The organism is Armatimonadota bacterium (assembly GCA_013314775.1).
Lineage (GTDB): Bacteria > Armatimonadota > Zipacnadia > Zipacnadales > JABUFB01 > JABUFB01.
On record JABUFB010000005.1, the window covers coordinates 43667 to 63209 of the forward strand.

General features: G+C 63.4%; 16 protein-coding genes. 10 read left to right on the forward strand and 6 right to left on the reverse strand.

Going from position 1 to position 19543, the window contains the following annotated elements; genetic code table 11:
• Positions 1-60 precede the first annotated feature (60 nt).
• From HPY44_04665 to HPY44_04690, 6 genes are all read left to right on the forward strand, one after another.
• Positions 61-1179 carry a hypothetical protein gene (locus HPY44_04665; protein ID NSW55281.1) on the forward strand — a complete coding sequence of 373 codons (1119 nt, stop codon included), beginning with the start codon at positions 61-63 and terminating at the stop codon, positions 1177-1179.
• Positions 1176-2348 (forward strand): hypothetical protein, encoded by a 1173-nt coding sequence (locus HPY44_04670; protein ID NSW55282.1) that lies wholly within the window; start codon positions 1176-1178, stop codon positions 2346-2348. Before HPY44_04665 ends, HPY44_04670 begins: the two co-directional genes overlap by 4 nt.
• A gap of 32 nt (positions 2349-2380) precedes the next feature.
• Entirely contained in the window at positions 2381-3271 is an 891-nt protein-coding gene (locus HPY44_04675; GenBank protein ID NSW55283.1) for an ABC transporter ATP-binding protein, read from the forward strand.
• The gene (locus HPY44_04680; protein NSW55284.1) at positions 3249-4535 is read left to right on the forward strand and encodes a redoxin domain-containing protein; all 1287 of its coding nucleotides are present in this window, start codon (positions 3249-3251) and stop codon (positions 4533-4535) included. Before HPY44_04675 ends, HPY44_04680 begins: the two co-directional genes overlap by 23 nt.
• Before the next feature lie 34 nt (positions 4536-4569).
• Positions 4570-6168, forward strand: coding sequence for a hypothetical protein (locus tag HPY44_04685; GenBank protein ID NSW55285.1), 1599 nt, complete (start codon positions 4570-4572; stop codon positions 6166-6168).
• Positions 6169-6357: 189 nt separating this feature from the next.
• Positions 6358-7122, forward strand: coding sequence for a PEP-CTERM sorting domain-containing protein (locus HPY44_04690; protein ID NSW55286.1), 765 nt, complete (start codon positions 6358-6360; stop codon positions 7120-7122).
• On the opposite strand, the gene ftsA is transcribed toward HPY44_04690, so the two are convergent.
• From ftsA to HPY44_04715, 5 genes are all read right to left on the reverse strand, one after another.
• Positions 7119-8390 (reverse strand): cell division protein FtsA, encoded by a 1272-nt coding sequence (gene ftsA, locus HPY44_04695; protein NSW55287.1) that lies wholly within the window; start codon positions 8388-8390, stop codon positions 7119-7121. The two genes, HPY44_04690 and ftsA, sit on opposite strands and share 4 nt — an antisense overlap.
• A 140-nt stretch (positions 8391-8530) precedes the next feature.
• Positions 8531-9820: a GTPase ObgE gene (gene obgE / locus HPY44_04700; protein NSW55288.1), complete on the reverse strand. Its 1290-nt coding sequence runs from the start codon at positions 9818-9820 to the stop codon at positions 8531-8533.
• A gap of 88 nt (positions 9821-9908) precedes the next feature.
• Positions 9909-10169: a 50S ribosomal protein L27 gene (rpmA, locus tag HPY44_04705; protein ID NSW55289.1), complete on the reverse strand. Its 261-nt coding sequence runs from the start codon at positions 10167-10169 to the stop codon at positions 9909-9911.
• A gap of 33 nt (positions 10170-10202) precedes the next feature.
• Entirely contained in the window at positions 10203-10514 is a 312-nt protein-coding gene (gene rplU, locus HPY44_04710; protein NSW55290.1) for a 50S ribosomal protein L21, read from the reverse strand.
• A gap of 209 nt (positions 10515-10723) precedes the next feature.
• Positions 10724-11449 carry a DUF1559 domain-containing protein gene (locus HPY44_04715; protein ID NSW55291.1) on the reverse strand — a complete coding sequence of 242 codons (726 nt, stop codon included), beginning with the start codon at positions 11447-11449 and terminating at the stop codon, positions 10724-10726.
• A 232-nt stretch (positions 11450-11681) separates the two neighbouring features.
• Between HPY44_04715 and HPY44_04720 the strand changes: the two genes are divergently transcribed.
• The 4 genes from HPY44_04720 (at position 11682) to HPY44_04735 (ending at position 16335) form a co-directional block, all read left to right on the forward strand.
• Complete coding sequence (locus HPY44_04720; protein ID NSW55292.1) at positions 11682-13019, forward strand: ISNCY family transposase; 1338 nt, start codon at positions 11682-11684, stop codon at positions 13017-13019.
• 694 nt (positions 13020-13713) lie between these two features.
• Positions 13714-14043, forward strand: a complete 330-nt coding sequence (locus tag HPY44_04725; GenBank protein ID NSW55293.1) for a dinitrogenase iron-molybdenum cofactor biosynthesis protein — start codon at positions 13714-13716, stop codon at positions 14041-14043.
• 30 nt (positions 14044-14073) lie between these two features.
• On the forward strand, positions 14074-15030 hold the full coding sequence (locus HPY44_04730; GenBank protein NSW55294.1) for a radical SAM protein: 957 nt from the start codon (positions 14074-14076) through the stop codon (positions 15028-15030).
• A gap of 93 nt (positions 15031-15123) precedes the next feature.
• Entirely contained in the window at positions 15124-16335 is a 1212-nt protein-coding gene (locus tag HPY44_04735) for a hypothetical protein (protein NSW55295.1), read from the forward strand.
• Positions 16336-16578: 243 nt separating this feature from the next.
• Here the strand turns inward: HPY44_04735 and HPY44_04740 are convergent, their stop codons facing one another.
• A complete protein-coding gene (locus HPY44_04740; protein NSW55296.1) occupies positions 16579-19416 on the reverse strand; it encodes a DUF4091 domain-containing protein in 2838 nt (945 codons plus the stop codon).
• Positions 19417-19543: the final 127 nt, after the last annotated feature.

The following is a 19543-nucleotide window of genomic DNA, read 5'->3' on the forward strand; positions in this document are numbered from 1 at the left end:
GCATCAGGTTATAATCCTTTGAAATTGAACCATGCCGCAGACGGTGCAGGTTAGGCTCCGATGAAGCGATACTTGTTCATTGTGGCCCTGGCCGTTGTCCTGGTCGGGGCCGTTTGCATGCGAGGACGAGCGCGACCAATCGCGATCCTGGACGGACAGGTTCGTCAGATCGTGGCCGGGCCGCGCGGCGTCTTCTGGATCGAGACTCCGATGCCCGGCGATGGCGGGTCGGCCGGTGATGGACCGTGCCGGGTCGTGGGCGTTCCTCACGGAGGAGGCCGGCCGGTGGTCGTTGCGCAGGAATATGACCTGCGTTCCCTGTTCCTCGACGACGACCGCTTGCTGATCATCGGCTCCACCGGCCCGGAGATCGATAGTGGGCAACTGATCGTACTCGACCTGAACTCCGGCCGGCGCACGGTGCACAGCGGTCTGCACAGGCCCTGTGGCATCTGGGCCCGTGGCGAGCGCATTTGCTGGGCCGAGGGGCGCGAAGCCCGTGGGGCATCGGTCGTGCATGTCCCTGTGCTCCAGCATCTCCAGGCCATTCGGGCGGGAAACGGGAATCCCGCGACGGCGCGGCTGCTCGGGGTGGCGGAGAGCTCCCGCCCCCATTTCTCGGGCCAAATCCTCGGGTCTGATGGCACCTACTACTACTGGGCCGAGCGCGTCGGCGAAGGGTTGTCGGAGGGTGCGACAACGCTGCGGCGTTGCCCCGAGAACGGCGGGGAAGTCGAGACACTGGGACGAGCGGCGGGGCCGAATGTGGGTCTGCTCACGCCCGACAGCCTTGTCTGGACCGCATATTCCGAGGAAATGAACAGCCCCGGGTCTGGACGGTGCGCCCGGATGCTGCCGCTGAAGGGTGGGCAAGCCAGGACAGTCACGGACTGGCTGCCCTCGAGCGGAACATTAGTCTCGGTGGGTCGCACTGTGTGGTACGGTGGCGCCGGCTACCTGTGGCGCATACCCGATGAACTCGACGAGCCGGTTCCGGTCGCACGCACCGGCGCGGTAGGGCCCGGACAGGCCGCCGTGTATGGGGGCAATACATATTCGCAGGAGCAACTGAATGACAAGGCGGTGGTCATGCGCCGGCCCATCTCGCCGTGGGGCCGCGTTCGAGCTGCCCTGACCCTCCCTGGATCATTGAAAGCAGCCGGGCAGGTGGCGCAATGAGACAGCAGCTATCGCCCCCGCTGGTCGCGGCCGTCGTGGTGCTCACATTCCTCGCAGTTCTCACCGGTTACTGGAAAGGTCTTCTGCGAGACAAAGAGGGTGGGGGAACTGGAGAGATGGCTGGTGGCGGCGCGATGCCACCGCCGCCCCTTGTTGGCTTGCCGGGCGTACAAGTGAGCACTGTCGCCGGTCCGGCTCCGCAGGTCGCCGGGGCACTGGACATCTCTCACCGCGACGGTTTCGGCAACGACGCCCGCTTTGACGGTCCCTCCGGAATCGCTATTGCGCGGGACGGCAGCCTGCTGGTCTCCGACGCGCGCAACCATCGGCTGCGCAGGATTGGGCCAGACGGGCAAGTGAAGACTCTTGCCGGCAGTGGCCCCGTCTCGACCGTCACCGGCGCCCATTTGGACGGCCCCGCAACAGGCGCCCGCTTCTGGTGTCCAGTGGGGCTGGGGGAGACGCCGGATGGGGCGGTGGTCCTCGCTGATGCCGGTAACCACCGCGTCCGTCGCCTGAGTGGAGGGACCGTGACCACCCTGTCCGGTGGCGACACCCCCGAAGACAGCCTCGGGCTGCCGTCCGGAGCTCTCGCGGATGGTCCCGGTGCAGTCGCGCGGTTCGCATACCCGACAGATGTCGCGGTCATGCCCGAAGGCTCTGTGCTGGTGGTGGATACTGGCAACCGGCGCGTAAGGCGGGTAGCCCCCGACGGATCGACCAGTACTTACGCCGACTTGTCTGCCGCAGGCGCCAGGGAGCCGTGCGGGATCGCATTGAACGCGTCAGGAGTGGCTTTCGTGGCCGACCCGGCGGCCCAGGCGATCTTCGAGGTTCAGCCCGGCGGCGGTGTGAGCAGGCTTCCGGGCCCGGTTCCCAGCCCGATCTGGATTCGCCCCACGGGAGTCGCCGTGGCCCCTTCCGGGGTGCTGTATGTCACCGACACGGGCAGCCACTGCCTCATGCGCGTTCCCCCGGGTGGCGCTCCACAACTGATCGCAGGGGTGGTCTCTGTGGACGCTCCCGGTCCGGGCTACGGCAATGGCCAGGGCGACACCGCCAAGTTCTCGGCTCCTTGCGATATCGCAATCGGGCCGGATGGTGCTGTGTACATTGCGGATTTCGGCAACAACTGCGTTCGCAAGGTCGTCATCCCTCCGGGTATCTGATCTCGCGACACTCACGCCGGGAGGTGCGCGCGTTGCGCATCGAAGTCGACAAGCTATCGAAAACCTACGAGGGCGGGATCAAGGCGCTCCTGCCCCTGGACTTATCCATCACCGACGGCGTGTATGCGCTCCTGGGCCCGAACGGTTCGGGCAAGACAACGTTCATGCGCATCCTGGCGACCCTGCTGGAGCCGACCGCGGGCACCGCGCACATCGATGGGCTGGATCTGCGCCGAGACCGCCTGGAGATCCGGCGGATGCTGGGCTACCTGCCCCAGGATTTCGGCTTCTACCCGACGCTGACGGTGGCTGAACAGCTGGATTACATGGCTCTCCTGTGTGATCTCGGGACCCCTGCACGCCGACGCGAGGCTGTGGACAGGTGTCTTCATGAGGTGAACATGGCTCAGTACGCTGACCGCAAGGTGGGCGGTCTGTCCGGGGGGATGCGCCAACGCCTGGGCATCGCGCAGGCTCTACTCAACCATCCGCGCCTGCTGATCATCGACGAGCCCACGGCCGGCCTGGACCCCGAGGAGCGCATCCGCATCCGCAGCCTCTTGGCGGAACTGGGCGGGGACCGCATCGTTATTCTGTCCACTCACATTGTGGCAGACGTTGAGGCGACCGCGGACAATGTCTGTGTCCTGCGTTTCGGGGTCAATCTGTTCACGGGGACCACAGAGGAATTGGTTGAGCGGGTACGCGGCAAAGTCTGGATGATGGATATCGACCCCAGCGAGCTGCGGGAGGTCAAAGAGCGGTACACCTTCACGGGGGTCTACCGCACGGCCGAGGGCATGAAGATCCGGCTGCTGGCCGACGATGTAAACGATCCCCGTGCGCGCCCGGACGAGCCCACACTCGAGGACGGATACATCGGGGAGGTGGAGCGCGCCCGTGCTCTGGCGGCTGAGGTATAGAGTTCTTCCTATAGCCAGGTACGAGATGCTGCTGGGGCTGCGCAGCGCCTCCGGGCTGACGCTGCTGGGCGTGTGCCTGCTGGTGGGGCTTGTCTTGGGGGCCCGTTCCGGAATGACCCCGGCGGCCGTTTCCTATCAGGTCGGACGCATGGGCGCGATTCTGCTGGGATTCCTGTGTCTGCCACTCATGGCAGGCGCTGCCCGTAGAGATCAGCAGACCCTTGCCTCGGATGTCGTCCAATCTCGTCCACACCAGGCCCACGACCTGCTGCTCTCCCGCTTCCTGGGCAATCTGGGAGTGGCGCTTTGTCTTTTGGTTGCCTTGGCCGTATTCACTTTTGCGGCCCAGGCGGCTCTCGCCGGGTCACCTCCGCCGGGCGCGGGGCCGAGGATTGCCCCCATGGCACTCATCGACGGCATACTCGCGGGTGCGTTGCCGCTTGTGGTTCTGTGCGCTCTCGGGTATTGCGCCGGCGACCTGCTGCAGAACACTCTTTCCGCCGCGATCATCGCTCTTTACTGGATCTTGGTGCTGCTGGGGCGCGATTATCTGTCGCGGATATTCGACTTCTCCTTGTCGCAGAACGCGGCGGTCTACCTGCTGCTGTCAGCCGGCGTCGTTGCCGCGTCCATGGCGGTGGCTCGCTACCGTCAGGGCCTGTCGAATGCTCGCCGGGCCAACGTGCCTCTGGTAGCAGCGGCCCTGCTTGCCGCGGGGCTTATCTTGGCCGTTCGGTTCGTGCTCACGCGCCACGATCCCCCGATGAGCGCGCACCCGTTGGCCCAGCAGGTGGCCAGCCAGAGCATCCGATCCGGCCGCCTGCCCGGTTTCTGGCTCAAAGACCAGCATGGCAAGCGCGTGGCGCTGAGCGATTACGAGGGCAAGTGCCTCGTGGTTGGTTTCTGGTCGCCTGGCCAGCCCGATGTCGCCCATGTGCTTGGAGCCTGGCAGCGCATCCACGAGGAATATGGAGACAAGGGCGTCCAGGTAGTGGCCGTCTGCCTGTCCGATGACTGGAGCGTCGGCGCACGATTCGCACGGAGCAGCCGTTTGAGCTACCCTGTTGTTACCGACACAGGGACGCACTGGGCCGAGAACATCGAGGATTCATCGCCGCTTGCCGAGGCATACGAGATCAGCAGCTTGCCTTGCACAATGATCGCCGACCGAAACCGTTATCTGGTGCAGCGCCTGGAAGCCCAGGGGCAGGCCCAGTATGAGTCCATTACCTATGCGCTGAAAGGCCTGCTGAGCACTCCCTGACCGGGAGGGCCGGGCCTGCGAACGAGCCCAATTCATGGATAACCTGCGCACGTTGTTCCGCTATAACGCAAGGGTGCTTCTGGCCAACAGCTACTGGCTGTTGATCATCCCTGTTGTCGCCAGCCAATTGGTCATCTTCTGGCACATGGCCATTGCCTCGCTGGTGACGCCGGCGACGGTCGCCCGGACCTGCGAACTGGTCATTCCGCTGCTGGGCGCGTTCCTCGCGGCCCACGCGCTGGCCCCCGAACAGAAATACCGGGTGGACGAGATCACCTTCGCACGCCCGGTGCCCTTCACCCGCACCATCATCCTCCGGCTGCTGGCCTTGTACTCACTGCTGGTAATTCTCGCAGTGCTCATGATGTACGTCTACCGCGCGGGTCTGAAGATTGACGTGGCGCTGGGAGATGTCTTGCTCGCCGGCGTCCCGTCAGTGCTCTTCCTGTCCATGCTTAGTTTGGCATTTGCGGCCGCTTGGCGCAGCCCGGCCCTCGGTGTCGGCGCCGCGCTCCTGTACTGGATTGCAGATGCCTGGAAGGGCAGCGCGCTGAACCCGTTGATGAGCCTGTACGGGTACGCGACCTGGCTGCAACATGAGAAACTGGAAGACGAGCGCATGGAGTGGATCGCCAGCAAGGCGATCCTTGCCGTGCTGGCGCTCGTGCTGATTTTCGTGGTGACACGCGGCCTGCAGCGTCCTGCTTCCCCCCGGCGCTGGCAATCCGTGTTGCGGCTCGCCGTCGGGGTGCTGGTGGTGGCGGGAGTGTATTTCACGTCCGGCGCGGTCTGGCAGTACCAGAAAGCTGCGCGTCTTGCCGCAAGTGACCCGCAGGGTGCCCGCGAGGCCTATCGTGCCACTTTCGCCCAGTACGGGCCCATTCCGGCTGCCTACCTGTTCGGCCAGGCTTTCGCCCAGTATGTCGGCTACCAACCGGGCGCGAGCCGGGAGGCGCGCGAGATCGGCGAATCCCGCAACCTGACGATCACCCGTATGAGGAACGTTGCCGAACGCTGGCCAGACGGTCCCTGGGCGGACAATGCTCTCTACGAAGTGATCCGGATCAGTCCCACGGGCGAGGACAACAGCGAGGAGGCGCGCACGGCGAACCGAGTGCTGCTTGAGACCTCTCGCGATTTCCTGAACAGATATCCCACGTCCGAGTTCGCGCCGTGGGTCGCCGCGCGGATGGTCACTGCCGCCCGGCTGCTCGGAGATGAGGAGTCAATGCAGTGGGCCTACGAGCGGTCCGTCAAGGTCTATGGGGGCTCCGCCGCGTCCGCCCGGGCGGCTGCCGAGATGCGCCAGTTCTATGTGGATCAGGGACAACTGGATAAGGCGGTGGAGTCCGCGCGCCTGGCTGCTGAAGCCGCGGCGCCCGAGGATCGGCCCGAAGCGCTCCTGGACCTGGCTTCCTTCCTGGCTCAGCAGGGCAAGCGCGAGGAGGCGCGGGAGATCCTCCAGGGCGTCGAGAAAGCGGTACAGGAGAAGCTGGCGGCCCTGGGACTGGAGGTCCTCACCCTCGAGAATGCCACCCCAGAGAACATGAAGAGGCGGTCGGAGATCCTGCAACTTCGAACTCGGGCCCGCGAGAAACTAGCGGCCCTCGATGGCAAGCAGCCGGCGCCGTGAATCTGGAGCAAGAAAAGCGTAAACTCCTCTTTACCTCGCTGTGCCTCGTGCCGATACTGACCGAGGGCAAAGTGATTATCGCCGGACAACCGGGGGGTCTGCCCAATGGCCTTGCTGCGCACGACTCTGGCTGTGCTCTGTTTTGTGTTTTCTGCTTCCTGTTCCGCCATAGAAATCCAGAGCGGTACCTTGCAAGCCACCACAGACGAGTTTGGTTACGTGACCCAGTACTCACTGGACGGCGGCGTAACAAATGAGCTGTGGCAGCTGTACGGGTACATTGGCAACGAATACGGGGTAATTCCCACCGCGCCGGGGAGCAGCTACTCGCAGTTCTTCGACGTGGACAGTCTCAACGTAACAGCTACAGGCATCACCTCAAGCCTGAGGCTCAATGCACTCGGTGCAGCGGAGCTGGGACTGTCGGCGGGCGACATTCTGATCGACTGGGCGATCTCCGTTGACGGTCCGCCGGCCAACAGACTGCTTTGGTCGCCAACCATTCGGAATGCCGCCGCCTCGTCCATGACGCTGTCCTTCTATGCTTACCTGGATTTGGACATCAATGAGACTGAAGAGCAGGACATTGCGGAAGGCGGTTTGCACGGCGGAGCATTCGGCGAAGGTGCGAAACGCCTGATCTGGACCCTCGCGCCGACTGCGGAGCATTACGAAGCCGGTCCATTTCCCAGCATCCAGTCGCTGCTGGACAACATGGCCGCAGCTTCGGACCTGGGAGACAGTGGCCTGCCGATCGGTACGCCCTCCGACATCACAGCAGCATGGCAATTCGATCTTCAGCTGGGAGCGGGGGATTCGGCGAGGCTCGACATGGCTTTGGCCACACCGGAACCGGGCACTCTGGTCCTGATGCTGTCAGGAATCGGCGCCGGATGGGTTGCGCTTGTGCGGCGCAGGGGACGAGACACGGGGAAGAAACTGGGACATGGCTAACGACTCGGCCGGCGGGAACGGGATGGGCGGGAGACAAGACTCTGGAACCAGTTCCTGACCGCCGCGATGGTATTGCCCATGGGGAAGCCATCCAGATCGGCGCCTTCGGTGCAACTGGCGCCGTCATTGGCGGCCTGGATAGCCAGGCCGACGCCGGTCGCGTGGATGGGAGTGGCCACGCTTTCGGAGAGCCCCACCAGGTTGCGCGGCGCACCGACGCGAACCGGAAGCCCGTCGAGTACGTCGGAAGCCACCCGCCAGGCGTCCGCAAGTTGTGATCCCCCGCCGGAAATCACGACTCCGCCATTGATTGTGTGGTAGACCCCTGCCCGGCGCAGATCGTTCTTCACCAGCGTGAAGATCTCCTCGACCCGCGGTTGGATGATCTCGGAGATCAGGCGCTGCGGGACGCGCTCAGCCTTGCCGGTTCCGGCGATGTTCACCTGGACATAGTCATCTTCGGACACTGATTCCGGCATCGCCCTGCCGAAACGGCACTTGAGCATCTCGGCATCTTCGAGGCTCACATGCAGGACACGGGCGATGTCGCGGGTAAGGTGGTTGCCGGCGACGGGGATGGCGGATGTGTGGCAGATGGAGCCGTTGTCGAAGGCTGCGATATCCGTGGTCCCGCCGCCTATATCGACGAGGGTCACACCCAGGTCGCGTTCCGCTTCGGTGATCACAGCGAGGCTTGTGGCGATTGGCTCCAGAAGGTCTTGCTGGACCTCGATACCGCAGTCTTCGACGCACTTCTCCACGTTATCGATAATATTCTGCATCCCGGTGACAACGTGGACTTCGGCGTCGAGGTAGGTAGCGCTCATGCCCACGGGGCGTGTGACCCCGGGCTGCCCATCGAGAGTGAATCCCCGGACGATGGTGTAGACGATTTCGCGGTCCGAGGGCAGCGCCACACTGTCCCGTGCGCTCTGGATCACTTTCTCCACGTCTTCGGGTGTGACTTCGCCCGTCGGGCCCGTGCGCACCCGTCCGGTCACATTGGCGCACTGAATGTGGTCGCCGGTGATCCCGACATAGGCACCCGCGATCTTGATGTCCGCCATGCGCTCAGCGGCCGCCACCGCTTCGCTAATAGAATTGCGCGCCAGTTCACGATCCACCACGATGCCGCGTTTGAGGCCGTGGGACGGGTGCGTGCCCACACCCACGACATCCAGCGCCCCACGGTCCGTTGGGCGCCCGATGACCACGCAGATCTTGGTGGTCCCGACATCGATTCCGGCCACGCACAGGTCACGACGCACCGGGTGTTCTCTCCTTGGAAGAGGGCAGACAGAATCGGGTTCGGGCACAGGTCCGCCCGAAACTTTATCTTACCTTTGGCTGGCCGCGGTAGGCAAGCACCTTGCAGCGGCCGTCCGGGCAACGGCATGGCGCGGGTCCGTCAGAGCCCGGAGTACTCCATCTCCACGTCGCCCAGGAACACGGTGTCTCCCGGTTTTGCTCCCTTCGCCTCCAGCATATGCATCACTCCGAGGGCTTCGAGCTGTTCCTGGAGCCTCTCGAGTGCAGGCATGCTCTCCAGATTCGTGCGCTCCACAAGCTTCTCGACTTCGGTGCCCTGCACCACGTAGGTCTCCGGAGCCATTCTGCGCACGCTGATGCGCCTGAATGGGGCAGGCGGAGCTTCGAACAGTCGGGGCTCCCGGAGGCTGTCGTCGAGCGGGTCCGTGAGATCGAGTTCACGGAGCACGCCGGCCACGTAGTTCGTAATCTCCCACACACCCTCCCCGGTGACTGCAGAAAGCGGGAAAGCCTTGCGACCGTCGGCCTCAACTCGCACCGTGAGGCGCTCAATGCTCTCGGGGTCCTGCAGGACGTCCACTTTGTTCATGCCGACCACCTGCGGCAGCGAAGCCAGGCGGTCATCGTGGAGTTCGAGTTCGCGGTTGATGACCTCGTAGTCCTCAACCGGATCGCGTCCTTCCGTCCCGGCGACATCCACGAGGTGAACGAGCACCCGGGTTCTCTCCACATGGCGAAGAAACTCGTGTCCCAGGCCGGTGCCCGCGTGGGCCCCCTCGATGAGCCCGGGTACGTCGGCGACGACAAAGGACTGGTCCCAGTCCATGCGGACCACACCCAGGTTTGGCTCGAGGGTAGTGAAATGATAGGGCGCAATCTTCGGCTTCGCGGAGGAAATGCGACTGATAAAGGTAGACTTGCCCACATTCGGGAAACCGACGATGCCCACGTCCGCGAGGAGCTTCAACTCCAGCCGCAGCACACGCTCCTCGCTCTTCTCGCCCATCTCGGCGAAGCGCGGGGCCTGTCGCGAGGGCGTGGCGAACCGGGCGTTCCCGCGTCCGCCTTTTCCGCCCCGGACCGCAAGCAGCCTGTCTCCCGGTCGCGTCAGGTCGGCCAGCAGTTCGCCGGAATTGGCGTCATAGACCATTGTGCCGGGAGGAACCGGAACGGTCAGGTCTCTGCCGGACTTTCCGGTCTTGTGGGTGCTTCCGCCGGGTTTGCCGTTCTCCGCTTTGAAACTGTGCTTGTACTTGAAGTCCAGCAGCGTGCGCTTGGAAGGGTCTACCACCAGATACACGCTGCCACCATTGCCCCCGTCGCCACCGCCGGGGCCTCCCCTGGGGACGTGGGCTTCGTGGATGAACGACACCAGACCGTTGCCCCCGCGGCCCGATCGAACTCTGATCTCAGCTGTGTCCAGGAACATTGCGTCCACCCCAAAAGAGAAATGCCGACACGCTCGGTGCCGGCATCCCCGGGAAAGCTAACTCGCAGGTTTCTCGCGTCCGGCCGGACTACTCCGCCATCGGGATGACGCTGACCTGCCGGCGGCCGCCCGCGCGGGTACGAAACTGCACGGTTCCGTCAATCAGGGCAAACAGGGTGTCATCCTTCCCGCGGCCCACGTTTTCGCCCTGGAGAACCTTGCTGCCGCGCTGGCGAATGATGATGTTACCGGCACGGACCGCTTCGCCGCCGAACTTTTTTACGCCGAGGCGTTGCGCGGCGCTCTCGCGCCCGTTCTTGGTACTTCCCATTCCCATTTTGTGCGCCATGGGTAACACTCCCTTGGAAGGCGAAGCAGGACGCTACGCCGAGATTTCGGTGATCTGCACCTGGGTGAAATGCTGGCGATGACCGCGGATCTTCTTGTAGTGCTTTTTCGGGCGGTACTTGAAGACGATGATCTTCCGGTCCCTGCCCTGCTGCACAACTCGCCCGGTCACCTTCGCGCCGGCTACATATGGAGCACCGATGTTGGCGCTGTCGCCGTCGAAGACCGCGACGACCTTGTCAAACTCCACAACGTCGCCCACCTTGGCATCCAGACGGTCCATCTTCACGATGGTGTCGGCTTGCGCCTTGTGCTGACGACCTCCGGCCTCGATGATCGCATACATCGTAACGACTGTCCTTTCACCGTGGGACCGCGGAGAGCGGCTCCAGTCACAGGTTGGCAGAATCAAAACACAACCGGGAAGTCAGCCCTCCGGCTGTGGGATTATTAGTATATTGCTGTGCTGAATCCGTGTCAAGAGAAGAAAAGGGCCGGCTGACGCCGGCCCATTCTTGCGGATTCTGCGCGTAGCCACTGTTGTCGCGTGCGCGACTACGGATTGCCCGGGTCCTCGGCGACGAACTTGAGGCCGTTGCCGCGGCGGCCGGTGGGAATGCTGTTCTTGCCCATCCACTTCACGTGGCCGTCCCAGAAGGCGATGTTTGCGCCCTCATTGTGAGGATCCCCGATCCAGTGCCGGTGGTTGCCCGGGCCCGGGTTGCTTATGTTGGTGCAACAGTCGCGGTCTGTGTTGGCATCCTGGTAGTTGTGGGGGATCCACGCGATGTCTCCATTGCGGGTTCCACGTCCGCCACCGTCGGCGAACATCACGGTTTGAGCGGGGGAAGTGAACATTGCAAGCTTGCGGTTCTCGCCGCCCCGTCCCCATGCGTAGGAGCGCCAGGCATCATCCGGCTGTGACGGACACCACCACAGTTGGTGGTTCTTATGGTACGGCAGCAGGGGGTTCCACTTCGGCAGCGCGCTGGCCTGGATATTCCCGGCATTTGCCTCATAACGATGGAAGCAGCCGCTGCAATTGCCGCCGCCGACGAATGCCCAGTTGGTGCCGCCTGCCGTCGGGCCGTGACTGCGCTCGTCATAGTCCTGCACGTACATCAACTCGGCGAGGGCAATCTGCTTCAGGTTCGACTGACAGCTTGCCTGCCGGGCCTTTTCACGAGCTCGGGCGAAGACGGGAAACAGGATCGCTGCTAGGATCGCGATGATTGCGATGACCACCAGCAGCTCAATCAGGGTGAAACCGTGGCGCCTCATGACCAGACCTCCAATGCATTTGATAGAGTGAATGAGACCGGAATACGCACGTCCGTCAATGGCAACCATCCGCAAGTAATTGAGGAGGTTACATGACAAAGATGGGAACGTCAAGGTGCTTTGATTGTCGGGTGTAAGCGCAACGTGATAATGTCCGGTTGGTGCAAAGTAGAAATGTCCGGTGGTAGTGTCGTCGTCGTCGCGCGGCGAACTATCCGGGATGGAACTACTCATGAGCGTAAAAGAGCGTGACTGTCTGAAGATCGTTTCGCAGTTGGCAGGACCCGGCGGTGGTGCCGGCAAGTTGACCCAGGCCCAGGCCGCGGACTTGCTGGGGTGCACTGAGCGCCATGTGCGGCGTCTGGTGCGGCGCTATGAGCACGAAGGCGACGCCGGCCTTGTTCACAAGTCTCGCGGCAGGCCGTCGAATCGCTGTCTGCCCCAGGAGTTCCGGGAACAGGTCATGGTCCAGGTGCGCAAGCATTACCGCGATTTCGGCCCGACCCTTGCTGCGGAGATGCTTGCCGAACGCCACGGCCTATCGGTCAGTCGCGAGACCCTGCGCCAGTGGATGATCGCCGAAGAGCTGTGGAAGCCCAAGCGCCGCAAGGCCGTTTATCGACAGCGGCGCCCGCGCAGGGAGTGCTTTGGCGAACTGGTGCAGATCGACACCTCCGAGCATGACTGGTTTGAAGGACGGGGCGAGAGCGCGGTGCTCATCACCCTCATCGACGACGCCACCAGTCGCGTCACTATGCGCTTCTTTGAAGCGGACGACACGCAGGCCAACATGACGATCCTGCGCGACTACATCGCCCTGCATGGCCGCCCTATGGCTTTCTACGGCGACAAGGCAAGCCATTTCCGGGTCAACCGCCCGGCCAGCGTGGAAGAGCAACTGGAAGGCCTGGAGCCCGAGACCCAGATCGGGCGCGCCCTGCGCGAATTGGACATCACGTGGTTCACGGCCCATTCTCCCCAGGCCAAGGGACGGGTGGAACGCAGCTTCGACACCGCTCAGGACCGGCTGGTCAAACTGATGCGCTTGGACAACATCCGCACCATAGAAGAAGCCAATCGCTTCCTGCAGGAGCGCTACATGCCCCAATTCAATGAACGCTTCACGGTTCCGCCCGCCTGCGATACGGACGCCCACCGTACTTGCGAGGGCCTGGACCTGGACGCCATCTTCAGCCACCAGGAAGAGCGCGTGGTCACGCGGGACTACACGATCCGGTTCAAGAACCAGCGCTACCAGATCAAAAAAGAAAGCGCCGCGCCGGGCCTAGTGCAAAGCAAGCTGATCGTGGAACAGCGCCTGGACGGTAGCATCTGGCTGCGATGGCGGGATCAGTACTTGCAGTTCGTGACGATAACCCCCACCCCGACGGGCGCCGCCGCTGCCCTTCCGGTCGGGCTACGCCCTCCCTACAGGGCAGCGGCCAAGGCACAGCCGTCACCCCGAAGGCAGACCACCCGTGGAAGAAACCCTACAAAGGAGACTCCCGACCCCAACGGCAGTAGGACATTTCTACTTTGCACAAAACCGGACATTTCTACTTTGCGTTGACAGGTGCTTTGATTGTCGGGGGTGTGTTCCGCGGCAGCTGGTGGGTTCGGTCGAGCCGGGGCCCTCTCTCCGTCCTCGGGTGTACCGGCAACGAAAAGAGACGCCCCCGATACCTCAAAGCTCGCGATACGGGCCGCAAGCCCGCGGACACCGGTGCTTGTGAATCACCCAGGAGCCCCTGGAAGGGCAGCACACTGCACAGTGTTCCCATCATTTCTGTCGCCTTCGAGGGCTCAAGCGGTCTGAAGCCCACCGATTCCACGGGGTCCGTTCTGCTTCGCGGGCTGTGAGGCAAAAGGCTCTCCAGCGAGGTCCCAGCACGCTACCAACACTCTCGGCCAGCCGAGCCCGTCTCAGGCAGGGCAGGCGCCTGACTTCAGTAGGTGCTGACGCGCAAGGGGCAGCGCAACTCATGCCAAAGCAGGGAAGGGGCCTGACTTCTATGAGTCCAGGCACGCTCGGGACAGCCATAGATGACGCCCAGGTACCTGCGAGATCAAGACGCCCTCGGCTCTCTGTGCTTTGGTCTCTCGGGGTCATCAGGCGAGCTCGGCTGGAGTCTGCCCAGAAATCGCGTCGCGCGGACGCGGATCCGCGAACCTGAGGGTTCCCACGGCGCTCGATAAGTGCTATAAACATATAGATGTTTTATTAGAGAAATCCGCCCATGATTGATCAAGGGAGGTCATGACACATGAGGGTCGCTGTAGCCTGCGATGGAGAGACAGTCAGTCCTCACTTCGGCCGCTGTGAGAAGTTCCTCATTGCCGAAGTGAGAGGGACGAACATAGACAGGCTTCCGGACCTGGTGAACCCGGGGCACGAGCCAGGGCTCCTGCCGCGTATGATGCTGGAGCAGGGGATCGAATGCGTTCTGGCTGGAGGCGCGGGACCCCGCGCGGTGGGTATGCTGAATGAAGCGGGGATCCGGTTCATCGCCGGCGTCAGCGGGGATGCGACCGCGGCGCTGGCCGATTTCGCGGCCGGGACGTTGAAGGCGGGCGACAGTTCCTGCGAGCACTGAGTCTGGTTGTGCGAAGGGAAGCGGATCTTCGTGGAAACGGCAGACCGTTCTCTGGTGTTCGGCCCAGTTCCCTCGCGGCGACTGGGCAGGTCTCTCGGAGTTGATCTCGTTCCGTACAAGACTTGCTCGTATGACTGCACCTATTGCCAACTGGGGCGGACCACATGCAAAACCGTGAGGCGCGCTGAGTACGTGCCCACGGACCGTGTTCTCGCTGATCTCCGGGAAGCCGTTGAGAGCGGTCCGGCGCCGGATTACATCACTCTCTCCGGGTCAGGCGAGCCGACACTGCACAGTGGCCTGGAGGATGTGATCGCCGGGATTAGGTCGATCAGCGACGTTCCCGTGGCGGTTCTCACGAACGGCTCACTCCTGTGGGACCCGGCCGTTGCAGAGGCTGTGAGCAGGGCGGACCTGGTGCTGCCGTCGCTGGATGCGGGGGACGCCGAGACCTTCCAGGCGGTGAACCGGCCCCACCCCGGCATCAGTTTTCCTCACATGGTGCAGGGACTGATCGACTTCAGGCAGCGCTATGGTGGACAGATCTGGCTGGAAGTGTTCTTGCTCGCAGGTATCACCTCGAGCCCGGTTCAGGTGGCCAAGATCGCGGCTCTCGCGGCCAGGATTGAGCCGGATCGCGTGCAGATCAACACCATCGCACGACCACCCGCCGAGCCGGATGCGCGGGGCGTATCCCTGGAAGAGCTCTACGTGCTGGCAGAGCTGTTCACGGGCACAGTCGAGGTGGTTGCCGACCACCCGCTACCCGCTGCGAGTGCTTTGGGGGAGACGGGCGCAGACAGGGTGCTGGACCTGCTCCGGCGTCGGCCTTGTACTTTGGATGACATCGCCGCCGGGCTCGCTATGCATCGGAACGAGGTCCTCAAGTACACCGACCGGCTGGTGCGCGAGGGGGCCATTGCCATGCGTGAAGTTGGCGGCAAGACTTTCTTCGCGGCGACGGCGAAAGCGCCGGACGCGGCCTGAGATGGCTCCAGTGGCGGGGGAGGAGGTCCGCTAACACCTGTTCGGGAAGTCTTGCGAGTGCACCGAGCTACCCGCACGCGCAGGAGGCTTCCCATGCTCTTCTACGCTGTCGCTCTGGGCTGTCTCGCGGGGCTGACTGCCCTGAGTAGCGCCCAGGAACAGCCCGTCTCTACCAGGAGGCCCGTGCACGACGCCTTCCGGTACGTCATCGGCACCCAGACCTTCAGCCCGTCGTACCAGTTCACCGATAAGCCCCGCCTCCTTGAGACCGCTGAGGCGATCCTGGAGATGGGCTCCAACACCATCAAGTTCGGAATCGGCTCCAACTACTACGGTGAGCGGGGCAATGTGCCGGCCAAGACCGGCGGCATCGACAGCCTGACTGCCCTCGTCCGCGACGAGCCGACACACCGCGCGGTCCTGGACATGCCCTTCGCCCACACCCTGATCTGGGTCTACCCGTTCGCTCCGGGTTGGTGGAAGAACGGGTACTCGGCCGAGGACTCCGCGCGCCAGAGCCGGGAGATCTACGACCTCGCGTGTTACCTGCTGAAGACGTACAGCGGCTCAGGGAAGGCCTTCTATCTGGGGCACTGGGAGGGCGATTGGCACCTGCGTGACGGGTATGACACGAAGACCGACGACAATGTGAAACCGGCGGCCGTGCAGGGGATGATCGACTGGCTCAACGCCCGTCAGAAAGCGGTGGATGACGCGAAACGCGACACTCCACACCACGGGGTCGAAGTCTGGAACTACTGCGAGGTGAACCTGGTCAAGATCGCGCTCGAGGGCCGCAAGTGCGTCACCAATGATGTGCTCCCCTCCACCACTGTAGATTTCGTCTCTTACTCCAGCTATGACACCCAGGACGACCCGGAGACCCTTGAGGCCGCGCTGAACCACATCGAGTCGAAGCTCCCACCGAAGGAAGACATCCCCGGGAAGCGGGTGTTCATCGGCGAGTACGGGTTTCCGGCGGAACACAATAGCCCCGCGCAGCAGGACATCAAGTCCCGCCAGGTCATGCGCGTCGCGCTGGAGTGGGGCTGCCCCTTTGCGCTCTACTGGGAGATGTTCAACAACGAGGTCCGCGACGGACAGCAGCGAGGATTCTGGCTCATCGATAACAAAGGCGAAAAGCAGCCGGTGTATCATACTCACGCGCGGTTCTACGCCTGGGCGCGGGAGTTTGTCGCCGAATACCGCGCTCTTCACGGTCGGGAGCCCAACCGCAGCGAATTCGGGCAGGCCGGGGTGGCTTTCCTGGACTCCTTGCCGCCATCGGATACGCCGCAGGAATGACGCCGATTCCTCTGCCGTCAGAATGGACCGACCTCGACCGCCTTTCTCCACGGGCTCGCTAATCCTACACTGCCGGCTTCACTGGTCGCCGCCGGCGAACTGCTTCAGAAAGACGGTTTCGAGGACGCAAGCGCGGTGCAGACCTGGCATCGCCGGGCCAGGGATCCGACGTGTAATCACCGGGCGATGCACCCCTGGCTCCCGGAGGACGTCGCGTGGAGCCGCGCGGATATCTGGCGCCGGCTACTTGAGCGCCTCCTGCAGTTCGAGGATCCGCTCGACCAGCCGGCCGCGCAGGGCACAGAACCCCTCGTCGCTGAGCTCGGCTCCGAAGTCGTACTGGTTGACGCCCTCTTCGGACGTCAGTATAGCGGATAGAGTGGCAAGAGCCCTTTCCGACGCGGTTTTCTGCTTGGCATTGCCCTCTGCGGCGCGCGCTGCCAGTGCCTTGAGGGTTGCGATGTAACGCATGTCGTCGATGCCCTCTCGGATCGCCTCCCAGTCGAGAGTCGGAATCTCTTCCGTCTCACCTGGATACGCTGCGCACCAGTCCCGGGCAGTGCCGTCGAGGTCGTTGAAGGGGTCCGCATTGAAGCACTGGTAATGCCAGTAATAGTGAGCTTCGGCCGGCCTGCGGTAGAAACCGAAGCCCGATGAGTTTCGGGCCTTGCGGCAGCTCGACAGGTAGGCGGGTCCGTAACGCATATACCGCTTACCCCGGGCCAGCAGCTTTGCCTCCTGCTCGGTGGTGTACTCGATGTTCCCACACCAGATGTCGAAACTGTCACCCCACTTTTCCCCGGCTGCGTAGTTGTTCACGGTGATGTAGCTCGTGGCCCCGGGCACCTGCGCAATGAGACTGCACAGCTCATGGGCTTTCTGCCCGCGCTCATCGTGATTCCCGATTTCGTCAACCGGATAGAAGAGCAACTGGGGGGTGTCCTCGCGCGCCGAAACCTCCTGAATTTGCCTGACGGCCTCGACGAAGTTCGCCTCGAAATCCCCACCAGGGAAGGCCCGCTTGACTGCTCCATCAAGGCCGCCGAAGAAGGGAATCGGGCCTTCCACGCCCAGGCGCTTGAGGTGCTGCAGGAACTCCAGCAATTCGCCTGTCTCAACCACAAGCTTGCCATCCACGTTTTTCACGGGGACCGAGTTGTCCAGCGTCACCGCTGTCACGCCGTGAGCCAGCATGTCTCGGATCTGCCCGTCGAGTCGCTGCCGGTCCCATTGCTGGCTGCGCCAGTACATGCCAACGGGACGCTCCGCCTTTGCGAGTCTGAAAGGCAGGACTCGCAGTTGCATCTGGGACTCCCAGGCCGCTCCGTCGGGCGATGACAGACGTACGGGTGCGAGATATCTTCCCGGCGCGGCATCCTCGGGCACGCGAACCGTGAACCAGAACTGGCCGGTGGTGTCGGCATCGAGGTCCACCGCCGACTCCGCCAGCAGAAGTTCCGGCATTGTCTGGTATTCCTTGCTCCAGGACGACCCGAGACGCTGCGGCCAGCATTTCACGCGTCGGATCTCCACCGCGCTCGCCGGGATCACACCTGCTTCGCCCGAGAACTCACCCACTGAGACTGTCAGGCCTTTTATCTCTCTGAGCGCCCGCACTGCGATGGTGCAGGGCTCGAATTCGCCAGGAGCGGCTTCCAGGGACAGCTTGCGGGTGATGTCCTCTGCGGTGGGTACCGTGTTGGGGTAGATGAGTCGCATCCAGTTCGGGGCCCAGACGATGAAGCCGCGGGCTGTGTCTTCCGCCGAGGGCTCCACCATGGTCGCGGTCTCGACGTGGGGGACCTCGGTGAACTCCCGGTCGAAAGCTTCCTGGTGCTCGCGAATGACGGCCGCTCGGATGCGCTCGATTTTGGCATTCGCGAACTGGCGCTCCTCTTCAGTGTTCGCAGGCAGAATCGCGAGACCGTTGAGTACGAAACCCCGGTTGGCCGGGTTCTCGTGCTCCGCGTCGAGGGTGATGTCCAGCCGGCCGTCGGTGACGGTGGCGTCGAAGACCGCATCCGTTGTGCGGCTCCAGGGGAGCACGAGATTCTCGACGACGCGAGTGCCCTCCGCTTCGACCCAGTACGGCTGCAGACCCCGGCGCCCGTACTCGGTGTCCCCGTGCATCGAAAGGACCCGATATGCCCCGTCGGGCACATCCACGGCGAATGTCTGGCGCACCTGGGTGTGATAATACTCACTGGTCATCACGAAGTCGCGAAAGAGCGAGTCGCTTCCCGCGCCGCCACGGTCACGTTCCCCCAGGCCGGGGACATTAGCGCTTGCCGGTCCGAAGTTGCTCTCCACCACCGGTTCTCCGCCCTCGTATGGAATCCAGCCGTAGCCTTTCTCACGCGAGTAGACGGTCTTCGAATCCACCACGCAGAACTGTGCGAAACTCGGGGATCCCGCGGGGCCAAAGTCGAACGCCCACCAGGTGATGCCATCTTCAACGCGCTTCGGGTCGGAGACGCTCACGCTGTCTGGCGCCGCTCCGGGCACGGGCGTTCCCCAGACCTCAATCTCGCTCAGGGTGATGTAGGCGCGTCCGGGCGCTGCGTGGAAGACGAAGCGCAGGCCGTCTGCCCGTCGGCTGATGCCGATCTCGTTCCAGCCATCGGTGACGGGAGAGATCGTTCCCACCTTGAGCACGTCCGGGAACTCCAGGGGGTCGCCCTTGAGATAGACGTCGATAGCTGCAGCCCCGTGGGGGCCGGTTTCCGGGCAGAGCACCCAGATGCGTGCACGTTCAATGTCGTAGACCCCGTTCAGGCCGACTGTTAGCTCAGCTTGCTGTTGGCCTTGCCAATAGGCATAGGGGAAAGGGGTGCGCTTGTGGTCTGTGCTGATGTCGCCGTTGGTGAGGGCGCCTTCGGCGAAGCTTGCGCGCGGCGCGTCTTGGCCCCCTTTGAAGGGTGGATTCGCCTCCGCCCAGCCGCCGGTCAAAGGGCGCTCAAACTGCTCATATTGGCTGAACTCCGGATTACGGAGCCCGTTCTCCGTGAGCAGTCTGGCATTCTGGGCACAAGACATCGCGGCGACCACGAGCGCGATCAGCAGCATGAGCAGGCGCGACATGGCACATCACTCCAGTCCCCGCTGCGCAGCCGGGGAGGGATAGAGCGGCAGGTGAGGGAACCCAAGCCACTACTCATTTCGCCGACTGCGCCCCTTGGCCCTGCGGCGCAGTCACCTCCGGTCGGAG